This window comes from Enterococcus sp. AZ196 (assembly GCF_050498845.1).
In the GTDB taxonomy this organism is placed as follows: Bacteria; Bacillota; Bacilli; order Lactobacillales; family Enterococcaceae; genus Enterococcus_A; species Enterococcus_A murrayae.
The window spans coordinates 2,921,473-2,940,000 of sequence record NZ_JBIPAM010000001.1 but is presented as its reverse complement, the minus strand read 5'-3'; the positions used below and the strand labels follow the sequence as shown (position 1 = coordinate 2,940,000).

Annotated in this window: 13 protein-coding genes and 2 rRNA genes (1 of these 15 only partly in view); all 15 read right to left on the bottom strand. The window is 40.9% G+C overall.

The features are described from left to right. A 23S ribosomal RNA gene (locus tag IGI67_RS14185) occupies positions 1–308 on the bottom strand (it extends 2,605 nt beyond the left edge of the window). Between the two features lie 244 nt (positions 309–552). Next, a 16S ribosomal RNA gene (locus IGI67_RS14180) occupies positions 553–2,111 on the bottom strand. Together the 16S and 23S rRNA genes form the textbook arrangement of a ribosomal RNA operon. 604 nt (positions 2,112–2,715) lie before the next feature. Then, positions 2,716–4,179: a lysine--tRNA ligase gene (gene lysS, locus IGI67_RS14175; protein ID WP_207109602.1), complete on the bottom strand. Its 1,464-nt coding sequence runs from the start codon at positions 4,177–4,179 to the stop codon at positions 2,716–2,718. A 120-nt stretch (positions 4,180–4,299) separates the two neighbouring features. After that, positions 4,300–5,307, bottom strand: coding sequence for a tRNA dihydrouridine synthase DusB (gene dusB / locus IGI67_RS14170; RefSeq protein ID WP_207109550.1), 1,008 nt, complete (start codon positions 5,305–5,307; stop codon positions 4,300–4,302). 2 nt (positions 5,308–5,309) lie between these two features. Beyond that, positions 5,310–6,194: an Hsp33 family molecular chaperone HslO gene (hslO, locus tag IGI67_RS14165; RefSeq protein WP_207109551.1), complete on the bottom strand. Its 885-nt coding sequence runs from the start codon at positions 6,192–6,194 to the stop codon at positions 5,310–5,312. A gap of 260 nt (positions 6,195–6,454) precedes the next feature. Beyond that, the gene (locus IGI67_RS14160; protein ID WP_207109552.1) at positions 6,455–6,973 is read right to left on the bottom strand and encodes a GNAT family N-acetyltransferase; all 519 of its coding nucleotides are present in this window, start codon (positions 6,971–6,973) and stop codon (positions 6,455–6,457) included. A 96-nt stretch (positions 6,974–7,069) separates the two neighbouring features. Beyond that, positions 7,070–9,136, bottom strand: coding sequence for an ATP-dependent zinc metalloprotease FtsH (gene ftsH / locus IGI67_RS14155; RefSeq protein ID WP_207109553.1), 2,067 nt, complete (start codon positions 9,134–9,136; stop codon positions 7,070–7,072). Positions 9,137–9,232: 96 nt separating this feature from the next. Next, on the bottom strand, positions 9,233–9,778 hold the full coding sequence (gene hpt, locus IGI67_RS14150; protein WP_207109554.1) for a hypoxanthine phosphoribosyltransferase: 546 nt from the start codon (positions 9,776–9,778) through the stop codon (positions 9,233–9,235). 13 nt (positions 9,779–9,791) lie between these two features. Next, positions 9,792–11,126 carry a tRNA lysidine(34) synthetase TilS gene (gene tilS / locus IGI67_RS14145; protein WP_429958113.1) on the bottom strand — a complete coding sequence of 445 codons (1,335 nt, stop codon included), beginning with the start codon at positions 11,124–11,126 and terminating at the stop codon, positions 9,792–9,794. Between the two features lie 155 nt (positions 11,127–11,281). Next, complete coding sequence (locus IGI67_RS14140; protein ID WP_207109556.1) at positions 11,282–11,725, bottom strand: S1 domain-containing RNA-binding protein; 444 nt, start codon at positions 11,723–11,725, stop codon at positions 11,282–11,284. 55 nt (positions 11,726–11,780) lie between these two features. Then, a complete protein-coding gene (locus IGI67_RS14135; protein WP_207109557.1) occupies positions 11,781–12,215 on the bottom strand; it encodes an FtsB family cell division protein in 435 nt (144 codons plus the stop codon). 74 nt (positions 12,216–12,289) lie between these two features. Then, on the bottom strand, positions 12,290–12,559 hold the full coding sequence (locus tag IGI67_RS14130; protein WP_088933631.1) for an RNA-binding S4 domain-containing protein: 270 nt from the start codon (positions 12,557–12,559) through the stop codon (positions 12,290–12,292). A 3-nt stretch (positions 12,560–12,562) separates the two neighbouring features. Beyond that, on the bottom strand, positions 12,563–14,125 hold the full coding sequence (locus IGI67_RS14125; protein ID WP_429958651.1) for a putative polysaccharide biosynthesis protein: 1,563 nt from the start codon (positions 14,123–14,125) through the stop codon (positions 12,563–12,565). 39 nt (positions 14,126–14,164) lie between these two features. Next, positions 14,165–17,677 carry a transcription-repair coupling factor gene (gene mfd, locus IGI67_RS14120; protein WP_207109558.1) on the bottom strand — a complete coding sequence of 1,171 codons (3,513 nt, stop codon included), beginning with the start codon at positions 17,675–17,677 and terminating at the stop codon, positions 14,165–14,167. A gap of 67 nt (positions 17,678–17,744) precedes the next feature. Then, a complete protein-coding gene (gene pth, locus IGI67_RS14115) occupies positions 17,745–18,302 on the bottom strand; it encodes an aminoacyl-tRNA hydrolase (RefSeq protein ID WP_207109559.1) in 558 nt (185 codons plus the stop codon). Between the last annotated feature and the right edge of the window lie 226 nt (positions 18,303–18,528).

The window sequence follows — 18,528 nt, the reverse complement described above, 5'->3', positions numbered from 1 at the left end:
GGAGTCCTACAACCCCAAGAGGCAAGCCTCTTGGTTTGGGCTTTTCCCGTTTCGCTCGCCGCTACTCAGGGAATCGATTTTTCTTTCTCTTCCTGCAGGTACTTAGATGTTTCAGTTCTCTGCGTCTACCTCTAATCAGCTATGTATTCACTGAAAAGTAACATCCTATAAAAGATGCTGGGTTTCCCCATTCGGAAATCTCCGGATCAAAGCTTACTTACAGCTCCCCGAAGCATATCGGTGTTAGTCCCGTCCTTCATCGGCTCCTAGTGCCAAGGCATCCACCGTGCGCCCTTATTCACTTAACCTTATCCTAACTTGCGTTAGGGGTTTGATTGTTCCATCTAGCGATAGACTTCCCAATCAGAAAAAAATAAGCAATTGAACGTATTAAAAAACTCATTCAACGCGGTGTTCTCGGTTTGTTTAAAATTACGTTTCTGTATCCAGTTTTCAATGAACGATTTGAGAGTAAACCTCTCAAAACTGAACGAATAAAAGCAAGCCTGTGTAGTTTCCGTAACGTTCATCTTAGATGAACTGATTCCTTAGAAAGGAGGTGATCCAGCCGCACCTTCCGATACGGCTACCTTGTTACGACTTCACCCCAATCATCTATCCCACCTTAGGCGGCTGGCTCCAAAAGGTTACCTCACCGACTTCGGGTGTTACAAACTCTCGTGGTGTGACGGGCGGTGTGTACAAGGCCCGGGAACGTATTCACCGCGGCGTGCTGATCCGCGATTACTAGCGATTCCGGCTTCATGTAGGCGAGTTGCAGCCTACAATCCGAACTGAGAGAAGCTTTAAGAGATTAGCTTAGCCTCGCGACTTCGCGACTCGTTGTACTTCCCATTGTAGCACGTGTGTAGCCCAGGTCATAAGGGGCATGATGATTTGACGTCATCCCCACCTTCCTCCGGTTTGTCACCGGCAGTCTCGCTAGAGTGCCCAACTAAATGATGGCAACTAACAATAAGGGTTGCGCTCGTTGCGGGACTTAACCCAACATCTCACGACACGAGCTGACGACAACCATGCACCACCTGTCACTTTGCCCCCGAAGGGGAAACTCTATCTCTAGAGTGGTCAAAGGATGTCAAGACCTGGTAAGGTTCTTCGCGTTGCTTCGAATTAAACCACATGCTCCACCGCTTGTGCGGGCCCCCGTCAATTCCTTTGAGTTTCAACCTTGCGGTCGTACTCCCCAGGCGGAGTGCTTAATGCGTTAGCTGCAGCACTGAAGGGCGGAAACCCTCCAACACTTAGCACTCATCGTTTACAGCGTGGACTACCAGGGTATCTAATCCTGTTTGCTCCCCACGCTTTCGAGCCTCAGCGTCAGTTACAGACCAGAGAGCCGCCTTCGCCACTGGTGTTCCTCCATATATCTACGCATTTCACCGCTACACATGGAATTCCACTCTCCTCTTCTGCACTCAAGTTTCCCAGTTTCCAATGACCCTCCCCGGTTGAGCCGGGGGCTTTCACATCAGACTTAAGAAACCGCCTGCGCTCGCTTTACGCCCAATAAATCCGGACAACGCTTGCCACCTACGTATTACCGCGGCTGCTGGCACGTAGTTAGCCGTGGCTTTCTGGTTAGATACCGTCAAGGGATGAACATTTTACTCTCATCCTTGTTCTTCTCTAACAACAGAGTTTTACGATCCGAAAACCTTCTTCACTCACGCGGCGTTGCTCGGTCAGACTTTCGTCCATTGCCGAAGATTCCCTACTGCTGCCTCCCGTAGGAGTTTGGGCCGTGTCTCAGTCCCAATGTGGCCGATCACCCTCTCAGGTCGGCTATGCATCGTTGCCTTGGTGAGCCGTTACCTCACCAACTAGCTAATGCACCGCGGGTCCATCCATCAGTGACGCAAAAGCGCCTTTCAAACCGAAACCATGCGGTTTCGATTGTTATACGGTATTAGCACCTGTTTCCAAGTGTTATCCCCTTCTGATGGGCAGGTTACCCACGTGTTACTCACCCGTTCGCCACTCCTTTTCTTTCGGTGGAGCAAGCTCCGGTGAAAGAAAAAGCGTTCGACTTGCATGTATTAGGCACGCCGCCAGCGTTCGTCCTGAGCCAGGATCAAACTCTCATATAAAGTGTTTGAAACAGTCGTTAAACTGTTAAGCTCAATTGTATTAATTGACTTGCTAGCATATTGCTTGCTATGTTGTTTGTTTCTATTAAATAGAAACGCCCTACACATTTGGTTTGTTTTATTCGTTCAGTTTTCAAAGGTCTACATTGTTCGTCGCTTTGTTTCAGCAACTTTTAAATCATAACAGATTGCCAAGTTGATGTCAATAACTTTTTTGAAGTTTTTTTCGAAGAAGTTATTAACCTTGTTTCATGCGACTTTGATAGAATAACTGAAAATCAGCTATCTGTCAATAACAATTTTTAAGTTTTTTTGAGCAATGTTTGCTCGCTTTGGAACATAAAATAATATACCAACATTATCTTGTCTGGTCAATCAAAAATAGAGAGTTTTTTGAAGTTTTTCCCATTACTGACCATTGTTCTTTATCCTCCATGTAAATGTTCGTAAATAACATGAAAGCTGAATGAAAATTACCTTTTCACAAACGACTCAATCGTTTTTTGTTCTGGCGGCTGACATCATTTTCTAATAATTTGTTTAAACCCTAGTAAAAAAGACATCCAGCCAAGCTGAACATCTTTTTTTACTAGTTTTTTTAATTTTAACGCATCGTTGGAAACAGTAAAACATCACGGATTGACTGAACATCTGTTAGCAACATTACAAGACGATCAATTCCAATACCTAATCCACCAGTTGGCGGCATCCCATATTCTAGAGCTTCCAAAAAGTCTTCATCTACACCATGCGCCTCATCATTTCCTTGCTCGCGTTCTTTTTCCTGTGCCTCAAATCGTTGTCTTTGATCAATTGGATCATTCAACTCAGTGAAAGCATTAGCAAATTCGCGCCCTACGATAAATAGTTCAAAACGATCGGTAAATCTTCCATCTTCGCTATTTTTCTTCGCAAGCGGCGATACCTCCACAGGATGTCCAAAAACAAAGGTTGGCTGTTCAAGTGTTTCTTCAACAAACGTCTCAAAGAATTCATTAATAATATGTCCAATTTCCATTGTCTCTTTAATTTCAACGTTATGCTCTTTTGCTAATGACCGCGCTTCTTCGATAGTCATTTCTGGCCAGAAATCTACACCAGTCTGTTCTTTGATAGCATCTACCATATGGACACGCCTAAACTCAGAGCCTAAATCAATCGTTTGCCCATCATAAGAAAGAGTCGTCTCGCCAAGAACATTCTGCGCTACATCACGAATAATTCCTTCTGTTAAATTCATAACATCTAAAAAGTCTTGATACGCAGTATAGACTTCCATCATAGTAAATTCTGGATTATGAGTAGTGTCAATCCCTTCATTACGGAACACTCGTCCAATTTCGTAGACCTTTTCCATTCCGCCAACGATTAGGCGTTTCAAATGTAATTCAAGAGCAATACGCAAATACAAATCCATATCTAACGCATTATGATGTGTAATAAACGGCCGTGCAGTCGCACCTCCAGCTTCATTGTGTAAGACAGGCGTTTCTACTTCGATATACCCTAATCCATCTAAATAACGGCGAATTTGACTGATAATTTGACTGCGTTTAGTAAAACGGTCGAAACTTTCGCGATTACTAATCAAATCCAAATAGCGTTGGCGATAGCGTTGTTCAACATTCGTCAAGCCATGATATTTTTCTGGTAACGGACGTAATGCTTTTGAAAGGAGAGTAATCTCTTTTGCTTTAATTGATACTTCACCAGTATCCGTCTTCATTATTTCTCCTGTTACACCAAAGAAATCACCTAAGTCTCCCTTTTTAAAAATAGCATAAGGTTCTTCTCCGACTTCATCTTTTCGGACATAAATCTGAATTTGCCCTTCACGATCTAGTAGATGGGCAAAACCAACTTTTCCTTTTCCACGCTTAGTCATCATACGACCTGCTACACTTGCAGTTAATTGTTTGTCAAGAAGCTCTTCTTTAGTATTAGCATCATATGTTTCATGCAGCTCTTTTGAATTTGTTGTACGTTCAAAACGTGCGCCGAACGGATCGATTCCTTCTTCACGAAGGTGTTCCATTTTTTCGCGGCGAACACGCATCTGGTCGTTCATTTCTGTCAAATTTGTTTGTTCCTCAGTCACGAATGTTCCTCCTCAGTATGTAATTACTCTTACTTATAATGCCAATGAATAGGCAAAAAATCAAGCCGAATTCCTCATTCGGCTTGAATATTAGCTAATTTTCTCTCTTAATTCAGTCTTTTCTGCAAGTTGATCTAAAATATCTAAAATGGCTTGTTTCTTTTCCGTCTGATTGATTGCGACCTTAGCTTTTGCTGCACGAGGGATGCCCTTTAGATAGTAGCTGGCATGTTGACGAAATTCACGACAAGCGATTTTTTCACCCTTTAGATTAATCAAACGCTCTAAATGCAACTTAGCTGTTTCAATCTTTTCTCCAGCACTAGGTTCTGAGATCAGCTCGCCTGTCTCCAAGTAATGCTGTGTTCGATGGATCATCCACGGATTTCCTAGTGCGGCCCGACCGATCATTACAGCATCGACACCAACTTCTTCAATCATACGTTTAGCATCTTCCGGTGTGCGAACATCGCCATTCCCCATAAATGGAATAGTAATCTTATCTGCTACTTCCTTCAAAATCTCCCAATTAGCTTGGCCTTCATACATTTGAATGCGCGTCCTACCATGCATTGCAATGGCTGAAGCACCTGCATTTTCAGCTGCCAAAGCATTTTCTACAGCCAATATATGCTGATCATCCCAACCGATCCTCATTTTGACAGTAACTGGGATATCCACTGCTGAAGAGACTGCATCGACCATTTCATAAACTTTGTTTGGATCCAGCAACCATTTTGCTCCAGCCTCAGCTTTGATGACTTTGTTTACCGGACAACCCATATTGATATCAATAATATCAGCTTCTGTATTTGCTTGAACAAATTGTGCGGCCTCCACTAACGAATCCTTATTACCTCCGAAAATTTGGACACTCAATGGGTGTTCGCGTTTATCGATATACAGCATTTCCAGTGTCTTTTTATTTCTAAAATGGATTCCTTGGTCACTGATCATCTCACAAACAACTAATCCAGCCCCAAATTCTTTCACTGTCACACGAAATGCAGCATTCGTGATGCCTGCCATCGGTGCTACAACAACTCGATTCGGTACTTCAACATCGCCAATTCTCCATGTACCATTTAACGGCTTCACTATTATTCCCCCAAAATTTCTTGTTTCAAATCATATAAGTCAGCTTCACTATACTCATATTTATTGTTGCAAAAGGCACAGACTGCTTCTGCACCGTGGTCTTGATCAATCAATTCTTGAATTTGTTCTGCTCCCAACGTAATGATAGCTGAAGCAAATTTTTCTTTTGAACAATCGCATTTGAAGCCGACTGGCATCGTTTCTAAAAATTCTACATTATCAATACCTAACAAATTTTGCAGAATTTCTTCTGGTGTCTTACCTTCATCTAATAGTGTGGAAATACGAGCTGTTCCTTTTAGCCGTTCTTCGATTTGATCAATAATCTCATCACTGGCTCCTGGCATAATCTGAATCATAAAGCCACCAGCTGTTTTGATAGAATCATCTGTATCAACTAAGACAGACACACCAACTGCAGATGGTATTTGTTCTGATACAGCTAAATAATAAGTAAAATCCTCGCCGATTTCTCCTGAGACGATCGGAGTTTGACCAGAAAATGGTTCTTTTAGTCCCAGATCCTTAATAACGGTAAACATACCTTCTGTACCGACCGCACCACGTACATCGATTTTTCCAATCTCATTTAAGGGCAGACTGATATGAGGGTTTTTGATGTAGCCTTTTACCTCACCTTTACCATTACTATCGACTACAATAGCCCCAGCAGGTCCGTTTCCCTCTATTTTCACAGTCATTTTATCTTCGCCTTTTAGAGTAGCTCCTAACATCAAGGCTCCAATCATCGTCCTACCTAAAGCCGCAGAGGACGTGTTCCATGTATCGTGACGTCGTTGTGCCTCTGCTACTGTTTCTGTTGCATTTATCGCATACGCGCGGACAAAGCCCTCATAGGCTAAGGCTTTTACTAAATAATCATTCATCTACCTGCTCCTTATTTCTAATTTACTCGTGATTGCATCATACTAGGTGTTCCAACTTTTTTCAACTTCTCTGTATAAGCTTCATAGAAAAGCTTAATAAACGTCCCCGTATAGCTAGTAGAGAACAAGCAAGCCAATCCCAGCTTATTAAAAACTATACTGCTAGTAAAAATTTATGTATTTCCACAAAAAGCTCTTGAACACCATGGCACGCTTTTATTCTTCGTTAATACTCTAGCTTGTGATAGTCGCTTCACCAATTAAAGAAGGGGCTTCATCATAATCAAATCAGTTTGCTTATCTTTTCCGACAGTAAAATCATGTGCACCAACTTTTTCAAAACCAAATGTTCGATAGAATCGCAAAGCATTCACATTCTTTTCCCACACACCTAGCCATATGCTATCGCGTCTTTCTTTACAAGCCAGTTCCAAAGCATAATCTATTAATTGCCGACCTAATCCATGACGCTTGAAAGATTTACGAATATAAATTCGCTCAACTTCTAATCCATTCTTAGCTAATGTTTCCGTTTGCGCGATTCCAGTATTCAATTTTAAGTATCCAGCTAACTCATCTGTCAAATAGACAAAGAAGAAGCGCGATTCAGGATTCTGCATTTCCTTTTCTAATTCATCTAACCCGTAAGCATTTGACAAGTACTCTTGCAAATCAGCTGGATTATTATCCAATGCAAAAGTATCACTAAAGGTTTCTATACTAATTTCCCGTAATTTTGTTAAATCTTCCAATGTACATAATCTAATTTTTCCTTCCATCTTTACCCCTCTTTAGGCTGACTAGGATCATTCTCTGTCAGCTAATATAAAAAGATAAAATAAACGGCATGTCTCCAAGGACATACCGTTTTATTTTTATTCTTGATTATCGTTTGTGTCATCAGGTTCAATTTTATCGTCTGAGTCTTTATGTTCAGGCGCTTTATCCTCTGCTTGCTTCTCAGCATCTTTTTCTTCCAAAGCACGTTTTGCTTCTTCAAAAGTTTGCGCTTGAGCTTTTTCACTAGGATAAAGACTATCTTTACCTTCTGGCATTTTACCTGTTTCAAACAACGACTTGATTGCCTTAGCATCCAAGGTTTCAAATTCCAATAATTTTTCAGCAATCAACTTATGTTGTTCACGGTGAGTTTCAATGATCTCACGTGCTTTTTCATGAGCTTGCATCAAGATACTGCGAACTTCTTCATCGATCTCAAAAGCCACTTGTTCAGAGTATGCTTTTGTTTGACCATAGTCGCGACCAACAAAGACTTGATGATTCCCTTCGTATTGCACTGGACCAAGCTTATCACTCATCCCGTATTCAGTAACCATACTACGAGCCAATGAAGTTGCTTGTTCAAAGTCATTTGATGCACCAGTCGTTTGAGCATTAAAGACGATTTCTTCAGCGGTACGCCCACCTAGCAAACCAACGATTTGTTCAAACATGTCCTCTTTAGACATCAACATTTGGTCTTCTTTTGGTAAAGCAATCATGTATCCACCGGCACGTCCTCGAGGAATAATTGTTACTTTATGGACAATACGAGCACGGTTCAAGACCATTCCGATGATAGTGTGTCCCGCTTCATGATAAGCAACCATTTCACGTTCACGCTTGCTGATGACACGATCTTTCTTAGCAGGTCCCGCAATTACGCGATCTTCAGCTTCATCCACGTCAGAAGCATCAATTTTTTTCTTGTTCCGACGAGCAGCAACCAACGCTGCCTCGTTCAAGACATTTTCCAAATCAGCACCAGCGAACCCTGGTGTTTGTTGAGCAACAACTTTCAAATCAACGTCATCTGCCAACGGTTTATTACGAGCATGAACTTTAAGAATCGCTTCACGACCTTTAACATCTGGGCGACCAACTAAAATTTGACGGTCAAAACGACCTGGTCTTAATAACGCTGGGTCCAAAACATCTGATCGGTTCGTTGCGGCAATGACGATAACACCTTCATTACCATCAAATCCATCCATTTCAACTAGCAATTGGTTCAGGGTTTGTTCACGTTCATCGTGGCCTCCGCCCATGCCGGCACCACGTTGACGACCGACAGCATCGATTTCATCGATAAAGATAATCGCCGGTGCATTTTTCTTAGCTGTTTCGAATAGGTCGCGTACACGAGAGGCTCCGACCCCAACGAACATTTCCACGAAATCCGAACCAGAGATTGAGTAGAAAGGCACTCCTGCCTCACCAGCTACAGCTTTCGCTAATAAAGTTTTACCTGTTCCCGGAGGTCCCTCTAATAAAACACCTGCAGGAATCCGAGCACCTAATTCTACAAAGCGGCGCGGATCTTTTAGGAATTCTACTACTTCGACTAGTTCTTGTTTTTCTTCTTCTGCTCCGGCAACATCAGAGAAGCGTACACGGTTGGCTTTTTTGTCAGCTTCTTTGGCTTTCGATTTACCAAAATTCATAACACGGCCATTACCGCCGCCACCGCCGCCTTGTTGTCCTAGCATCATATAGAAGAAGAAAATCATAATCAAGATTGGTAGGAAGCTTACTAGTAAAGTAACCCACATACCGCTGCTTGATTCCTCTTCAACTGTTGTCTTTACCTTATTATCCTTTGCTAAGTCAGTTACTTGACTCAATGTCGAATCATTTGGCAAAACAATTGTTGAAAAGTTAGTGGTTTTTGATTCGGTACCACCGATGATGCTTAAGCCGCCAGAATTTGAAACCTCTTGTTTTTCCTTATACTCACCGGTGATCTTATATACGCCACCAGCAGGTCGGATCTTGACGTTCTTAATTTTGCCTGCTTGCATCTGTTCTGTAAAGGTTGAATACTCGATATCTGGCGAAGCTGATTTGTTATCTCCAAAAAGGAAATAAACAACCATGACCATAGCCAAGATGACGAGAATATAATAGAGAGCATTTTTTACTCCCTTATTGTTTTTGTTCATCTGCGTCCTCCTCGCGCTTGTTAGCTTATTAGCTTGTTAAAAAAGTTTTATCAATTTTGACCTTTTAAGTATATCATACTGTGATTTTTTCGGTCACTAATTTGATTGATAAATTTCTGGCTTCAATACACCTACGTATGGCAGGTTGCGATACGCTTCCGCATAATCTAGCCCATAACCGACCACGAACTCATTCGGTACATCAAACCCAACATAGTCAGCGTGAATATCTACTACACGTCCTTCTGGTTTGTCTAACAATGTGACGATCTTCACTGATTTGGCTTTACGGTATTTAAATAAATCGACTAAATAACCCAATGTACGGCCACTATCAATGATATCTTCCACAATTAATAGATCACGTCCTTCAACATTCGTATCTAGGTCCTTAATAATCTTTACTTCACCTGAAGAAACGGTTTGATTGCCATAACTTGATACATCCATAAAATCCAGTTCAAGCTGTGCGTCGATCTCACGAACGATATCGGCCATAAAAGGTACGGCTCCTTTTAAAATACCAACCACCAAAGGATTTTTATCGGTATAATCTGTAGTTAATTGTGCGCCTAACTCAACGCAACGTTTTTGAATATCTTCTCTAGTAATCAATACTTTTTCAATATCTTTTGCTAGCATGTAGAAACTCCTTTCATTTCGCTACTTGAAGCTTATAGTCAAGTATGTAGTGTATTCTATCAGTTTCAGTTGTAATACTCAAATAGGAATTAACAAAAGGTAAAAGCGCTACTATTTCTCCCGCAGAATCTTCCACTACCCATGCTTGATCTCGTTGATCAGTTGGAATTTTCTTGTCGATAAAATAACGATTGATTCGTTTAAATAACGTTTTTGTCAATCGAATCCGATCCCCTGCGGATCTTCGTCGAATTGTTAGAGGCAATTTCACTGAGAGCGGTAACGATACATGTAGTCCATTATTTTCTGAATATACATCACTTCTTCTCAATGCGATTGTCCCTCCATCGGACAACACGATTTGCTCATTTTCCCCTAGAGTAAATATCCCACGACTGATTGATTCTTTCTTGCTAAGGTAGAATTGTTGATAGCTTCGCATAAACTGCCAATTCTCTCCAATATCTATAGACCATTGACTAACGGAACGTTCCATTTGCTCTAGGATCAAAAATATCTGTCGTTGAGAAGCCACTAAGCTTGTCTGTTCTTCTATTTGCTGAAAGAAAGCAGAAAGAAAATAATAACGAGCTCCCTCTTCAACAGGCATATTTTCATACAAAAAAGACCAACGCTGTCCATCAAATTCGATATTTCTTAAATTTTCTTTTAGCATATGCTCAATCATCTGGTTAGCCCAAGTCAACTGCTGATGAAACTGTTGAGCATGGACTAGTATTCGTGGATTTTCCTTTTTTAGTTCAGGGACGACATTCTTGCGAATGCGATTACGAAAATAGTCTTGCGTTTCGTTTGTGGCATCTTCAAAATAGATCAATCGTTCTTTTTTAGCGTAACAATAAATTTCTTCTTTCGAAAACGAAAGCAGCGGGCGCAGCAAAATCCCTGGACCAAAATCTTGCTGACGAGCAATTCCGCTATGACCTGCGAAAGAACCGCCGCGAACCATTCGCATTAATAGCGTTTCTAGCTGATCATCGCCGTGATGAGCAGTCAAGAGAAAATCATATTTTTCTTGCTCCATGATTTCTTTAAAAAAATCATAGCGAATCCGCCTTGCTTCGGCCTCAATATTTCTTTTTGCAGGATGCTCCCAAACCTTCGAATACATCGGCAAACGCTTCTTTTCGCAATAATCTCGCAAAAAAGCTGCTTCTTTCTTTGATTCTGGACGCAGCTGATGATCTACATGAATCACACCTATATCTGCGTTCTGCTGCTCTAACAAATGTAACAGTACCATTGAATCAACACCTGTTGAAACTGCCAGTAAAATTTTCTGATCTGTCATCAACTCGGGATTCTCATGAAAAAATGCTCGTTCCATGTTACACTCCTTACCCTTCGTGACTAGTCCTTTTCTCAGTAAAAAATAGCATCCTCGCACATAATTACTACTGTATTGAAAAATAAAGAACTGAGCCTATATTTCATTTCGATAAAAAAAGCTGAAATCCTGTAAGAATTTCAGCTTCTCTATTTTTAACTACGGCGACCTCCACGGCCTCCACGTTTTCCTTCGGTATTACGTTTGATCGATGACAAACGATCATCGCTATCCTTTAAAAAGGAACTCATCAATGAATCGAAGTCTTGTTTGCCGCTAGTTTGGGGTTTGCCTTTGGCAGCTGGTTTCGGACGACTATTATCTCGAAACTCACGTTTGAAAGGTTTCTTTTCTGGTTGTGGCTGGTCTTGGGCTTTACGGATTGAAAGACCGACTTTTCCGTCATCTCCCACAGAAGTTACTTTTACCGTCACTTCATCGCCAACAGTCAAAACATCATGAATGTCTTTGACAAAACCATTAGATATTTCACTGATATGGACTAAGCCCGTTTTACCCTCTCCCAAGTCAATAAAGGCACCAAAATTGGTGATTCCTGATACTTTTCCTTGCAGCTTAGCTCCTACTTCGATTGACATAAAAAAAATGTTCCTCCTAATTTTTTTCCAATTTATTTTAAAACTGCTTCTAAACCTATTTGACAGTTTCGGACTTTACTACTTCGTCAGCAGATTGCTTATCTTTGCTAGGCGTATTCGCTGAATCCGGTAAAACAAAAACCAATTCGCCGTCTTTTGAATAATAGAAACGACTACGGGCCAACTTCGCCACATAGTTATCATCTTTTAACAATTTAACGTCTTGTTTCAAACTGTCCACCTGATCATCTACCTTAGCAGATTCTGCGACTGTCTTGACTTTAATATCATTTAGTTCGCTCAAATGACGTTGCTCGTTAAAGATTTGAACTCCCATGACAATTGCGACAAAGGCTGCAACAGCAAAAAGTGCTGCTAAACGACGACGTTTAAAAATTAACTGACGATGTTGCTTTTGAAATTTGCGATATTGCTCTTTTGCGTACGGCGTATCTAACGAAGCAATTTTCTGCGTCTCGTTTTCATTCATTCCTATTCGCTCCTTACCATGAAATTCTTTACTATTATATCAATTCAGGATATAATTGTCTATTTGAATTATCCCTAATTCCCGTTATTTTCCACACGAGTCTCACTAATGATACGATACATTTTTGCAGCATCGTCTTTTTTTGTAGATTCATGCAACTCTTCTACTGCGACCTCTAGAACTTTGTTTCCAAATTGGATTCTCAATTGATCCCCAACTTTCACATCTGTTGAAGATTTTGCTAATTTTCCATTCACTTGAATCCGTCCCTTATCAGCAACTTCTTTCGCCACTGTCCGACGTTTGATGATCCGTGAAATCTTTAAAAATTTGTCTAAACGCATAAATTACCCTCTTTTCCAGTTTAATCTCAATAATTTACTACCGAATGGCAGCATCAACCATTCACGAATTGTTAATAAACGCAACTGAATAGCTAAAATCAAAAAGGCACTTCCGCCAATGAATACACCTGTAATTGCCACTAGCAATGCAATACTTCTTTTTTGGACCACTCCAAAAACAATACTGATACCGCCATAATAACATAATAACACGGCGACCATGCCAGCTAAACAAATGAGTAGATTGCGTATAAAATGACGTTGACTACCATAAGTTCGTGTTTCACGATCGCAAGAAAGATGTAAAATGAACAAGGCCGTTATCAAACCAAGTAAAGTTGAAAGACTCGCACCGACCGTCCCGAAATGTTTTGTCAATCCGCCGGTAACAACTATTTTCAATAGCAAACCAGCTCCGGCAGCTTGTAACGAGCTCCGATATTCATTTTGGCTTTGAGCAATGCTTTGATAAGCCTGCACCATTGCCATAAAAAAAATAGCAAACACAAATAAAACCAGCGTCTCATTTCCTTTATAGTCTTTGAATAATGCATAATTTACATAAGGCAGCAACATTGCCAAGCCAATCGAGGCTGCTGCTGCAATCCCACAAGTCAAACGTAAAAAGATTTGACTGGTTTTAATAAACATCCTACGATCACGACTCACAAGATAGCGTGTCAATAGAGGTAAGAAGCTTGAACTCATTGCCAAGGCTACTACTAGACCTAACTGCACTAACGGTTGTCCGCGATCATAGACCCCTTTGGCCAGCTTTGCTCCATGCTCACTCAAACCAAAATCAACTAACGCTTTTTTAACGGTAAAAGAGTCAATTAGTTGAAACAAAATCAACAATCCGCTATAAATCGTCATCAGGCCGCCCTCAAGTACTAGACGTTTGCCTAAGGGCCACGAAATGTTGCCAAGGTCAGGCAACTTTCGTACGATACTTGCACCAAATACTTTCCGACGGTAGTACCATAAAACCATCACCGCAACGATGCCGCCAACTAAGGCTCCTGACATCGCCACTGTTCCCGTGCGATAAACACTCCATCCGAATTGCTTAAACGACCAAGCAGCAAATACAATTACTGCTACTCGAATCAGCTGTTCAACTACTTGCGATACCGCAGTTGGTACCATTAGTAATTTCCCTTGGAATTCTCCTCTTGTAATTGAAAGAAACGGCATAATTACAAAGGTGAAAGATACTACACGAATTAATGGTGCCAGTTCACCATCTCCCATCCAATTAGCTAATGGTTGCGCTGTGAAAAAGCACAGTGCCCACAAAATCAATCCAAAACCACTGATCAAAGGAAATAGTTCCTCCAACGCTTGACGTTGTTCCCGTGGTTTCTTTTGCTCTGCCACATATTTGGAAATGAATTGGGGCAAGCCTGATAAAGCTAAAGTCATAGCAATGCCATAAATCGGGTAAATCTGTTGATAAACATAAAATCCTTCATCACCAGCGAAGTTTTGATACGGCACTCGATAAACAGCGCTTAGTAATTTTGCTACAAATGACGCGGCAGTCAAGACGAAGGCTCCTTGCATCATGATCCGCATTTCTTTATTCGCCAGTGCCTCCACCGCCTATTCTTTGTACTTTTGTTCTCGCATCGCACGGACAAACTTACTAATTTCTCGTAGCCAAACAGCCTCATCCATATTATTTGCGATTGTCAATTTGATAACCATTTTATCCTTTTCAACACCTAATGTTGCTTTCATTTTCGTAGCGCTCAACGCCTCAAAAAGCTGTTCAACTTTATAGGCTTTCGTTCCAACCTTGCTTAAGGTAAAAATAATCTGTTGCTGGCGTTTTTGAATGCTTTCGACTAACGCTCGATCACCATCCATTTTGATTTGTCCAACATTTAATAGATTTGCTACTTCATCAGGGTAGTCTCCGAAACGATCTACCAAATCAGCTTCTACTTCATCCAGCATCTCCGTACTCTCTAACTCGCGGATTCGTTTATAAATCTCAATTTTTTGTCGTTCATCTTCAATATAGTTTCCTGGAATATACGCATCGATTCCTAAATTGATTTCTACTGAAGTTCGTTCAACTTGAGTATTTTTCCCTTGTTTGCGATCCACTGCTTCAGACAACATTTGTGAATACATATCAAAACCGACTGCATCGATAAAACCGTGTTGCTGTGCACCTAAAAGATTCCCTGCTCCACGAATGGATAAATCTCGCATCGCTATTTTAAATCCGGAACCCAATTCGGTAAAATCTTTGATTGCCTGCAAACGTTTTTCACTAACTTCATTCAGTATTTTTTGCGGCTCATACATAAAATAAGCATAAGCGATCCGATTGCTTCGTCCAACCCGTCCACGTAATTGATATAAAGTTGACAGGCCCATATAATCAGCATTTTCAACAAACAATGTATTCACATTAGGTATATCTACACCCGTTTCGATAATCGTCGTGGTGACCAAAATATCAAATTGCCCATCAATAAAGTCCATCAATGTATTTTCTAATTGAACTTCCGTCATCTGTCCATGTGCAAATCCTATTTTTGCGTCGGGAACCAACATTTGCAGTTCTTCGACTTTTCGTTCAATTGTCTCTACTCGATTATATAGGTAAAAGGCCTGTCCTCCACGAGCCATCTCACGCTCAATTGCTTCGCGAATCGCTCCTGGGTTAGTCTCCATCACATACGTTTGAATTGGATAACGATTTTCCGGCGGGGTTTCAATCACAGACAGATCCCGCACACCTAACATAGACATATGCAACGTTCGGGGAATCGGTGTTGCTGTTAAAGTCAGCACATCCACTTGGGAACGCAATTGTTTTAAACGCTCTTTATGCTTCACACCAAAACGCTGTTCTTCGTCAATGACTAATAATCCCAAGTCTGCAAACTGTAAATCTTGCGACAATAGACGGTGCGTACCTACCACAATATCAACTTGCCCAGTGCGAATCTGCTCAATTGTTTCATTTTGCTGTTTCTTTGTACGGAATCGACTCAGCATGGCTACATTTACGGGGAAATTTTCGAAACGTTCCGTCATCGTATCATAGTGCTGCTGCGCCAAGATAGTCGTTGGTACGAGAAAAGCAACTTGCTTATTTTCTTTGATTGCTTTAAATGCCGCCCGCAATGCTACTTCGGTCTTACCGAAACCAACATCCCCCACTAACAAACGATCCATTGGACGAGTTTTTTCCATATCATGCTTGATTTCCGCAGTACTTCGCAGCTGATCATCTGTTTCGCTATATGGAAAGGCATCCTCAAACTCCTTTTGATACTCATCATCTGGCCCAAATGCATAACCACGCTCTGCTTCGCGTCTTGCGTATAGCTCGATCAAATCATCTGCAATATCTTCAATTTTTTTCGAAACCTTACTCTTTGTCTTAGTCCATTCACTGCCGCCCAGTTTATTAATCTTCGGCGGCTTTGCTTCAGAAGAAACATATTTTTGAATCAAGTTTAATTGCGTAACGGGAATAAACAGCTTATCGTCTTTTTGGTACATGATCGACATATAATCTTGATGGACACCATCAATTTCAATCGTCTCCATCCCGATATATTTACCGATCCCATGATTAGCATGAACTACATAATCCCCAGGTTTTAACTCATTGTAGCTCTTCAGACGTTCTGCGTTTGATATCGTCTGTCGGCGAGCACGTTTCTTAGTGACTTTTTGAAAAATCTCTCGTTCTGTCACTACAACCAATTTATCCTGCGGTAATTCAAATCCATTTGTTAAAGCTCCCGTGACAATCTGCGTTTGTCCAGTTAATAAACGATCAGGTGTCGTTTGGACTGCTTTGATATCTACATCATGAAACTCCTGAGTCAACTTTTCTTGTCGTTCTTGGTCTGATACAAGAAATAAAACCGTCTGCTCTTGTTTTTGCCAACGATCCACTTCTGTTTTTAGCAATGGCATTTGTCCAAAAAACTGTTGCATCGAACGATACTGGAAATTATGGATCGCTTCAAAGCGCAGGTTTCCCATCCCTTTTTGAAATAGTGAGAAAAAGCTTGTAATAAGCTTAGTCTTTTTAATCAGCTCATGTGCATTCATGCTAAAGCTCTGTTCAGAAAAAACGCGCAGCTCTTCAATTTTTTGAGTATGCCACTCAGCTTCCTCCCGCTCCATTTCACGATGTGTCTCCATCATACGAGGATAATCATCTACAAACAGTAAGGCATCCTTAGAAAAATGATCCAATAACGAAACTTTTTCTTCATATAATAGATCCGTATAATATTTTGCGTGCTCTGTCGGTATTCCGTCTTCCCAGGAAGCGATCAATTGACCAAAGTAATCGTTCAAAAAGTTATAGTCTTCTTTTTCTTTCGTAACCGCTAAGCGATTTTGCAAAAGATGATTCACCTTCTGAGCACCTTGAGTCAGATCCTCTGCAGAGAATACAAGATCTGTAGTTGGTGTAATAAAAACTTCATTTAGATTTTCTACTGAGCGTTGGGTCTCTGGTTCAAAATAGCGCAGTGAATCAATTTCTACATCAAAAAGCTCCACACGAACAGGGTATTCTGTCGTCAATGGATAGATGTCAACAATACTTCCACGCATACTAAATTCACCTGGTTTACCGACCATCGTTTGACGTTCATACCCCATCAACACTAACCGTTGTGCCAAGTTCTCTAAATCAACCTCGCCGCCAATTTTCCAATGCAGCTGGTTCTCTTTCCACGTTTTAGCCGTTGGTAAATATTTTCTCAATGCCGCAACTGGCACTACATAAATGCCATTCTCTCCTTGAGATAATGCCTGTAATGTCGACACGCGCTCTGCTCTTGCTTCTGGTGACGCGAAGGCCATTTCTGCAGAAAGCACCTCATCTACTGGAAACAGATGAACATCGTCAACTATATTCCTCAGCTCATCAGTTAATTGATTACTATAGTAGAGATTTGGCACAACGACCACCGTCTGTTTTTGACTTACCTGATGTGTGGCGGCCATTACCAAAGCCTTCGCCGAACCAGAAAGTCCGATCAACAATTGTCGCTTCGCCTGTTTATTTAAATTATTTTGCCATTCTTTAACCAATGACAGCTGATTTATAAATTCAATCAAGTTCATTTTCTTGCTCCTTATATATTCCATTTAAACTGCCAAACTCAACGAGCTTATTTATAAAAAGTCCGCATTAATTAAACCTATTCATCGTTTGCAGGAAATCTTTACTTGAGACAAAATCATCTATGGCTTCACCAGCACGTGCAACGCTGTCTGCAATGATTGCTGTATCCTCTTTACTGAAGGTGCTTAATACATGGTTCACAACCGTCTTCCCATTTGGTCGACCAATGCCGATTTTAATTCGATTAAACTCCTGCGTCCCGATATGCGAGATAATGCTTTTCAATCCATTATGTCCTCCAGCGCTGCCTTTTTGCCTCAATCGTAATTTTCCAAGCTCCATGTCCAAGTCATCAGCAATCACTACCAGCTCTTCTAAATAAACACCGAAATATGTCATCAACGGACCCACTGCTCTGCCGGACTCGTTCATAAAAGTTAATGGTTTGACCAATAAAATTTTTTCACCATTCACAAAATAATCAGCTACTTCTGCTTCAAATGTATTTCTTTTAAAAACAGCTCCATGTTCCTTCGCCAATTGATCCACGACCATAAAGCCGACATTATGTTTTGTATTTTCATATTTTTTTCCTGGATTTCCCAAACCTACGATCATTTTCATACTATCTCGCCTCGTTCTTCTAAATAAATTCTTCTGCTATTATTTATTGAAATTCAATTGATTTTCATCCGCATGACAAAATGCTGGATAGTCAAATGACTACCCAGTCCAAAATTTTCTTTATACAGTATAACACAAACTCCCCTGTAGTGACCGTTTTCAGTGCTTTAAGACTCCATTAAGATTCTGTTATTTTTGAAAAAAGTTTATGTTACCAGTATCTTGA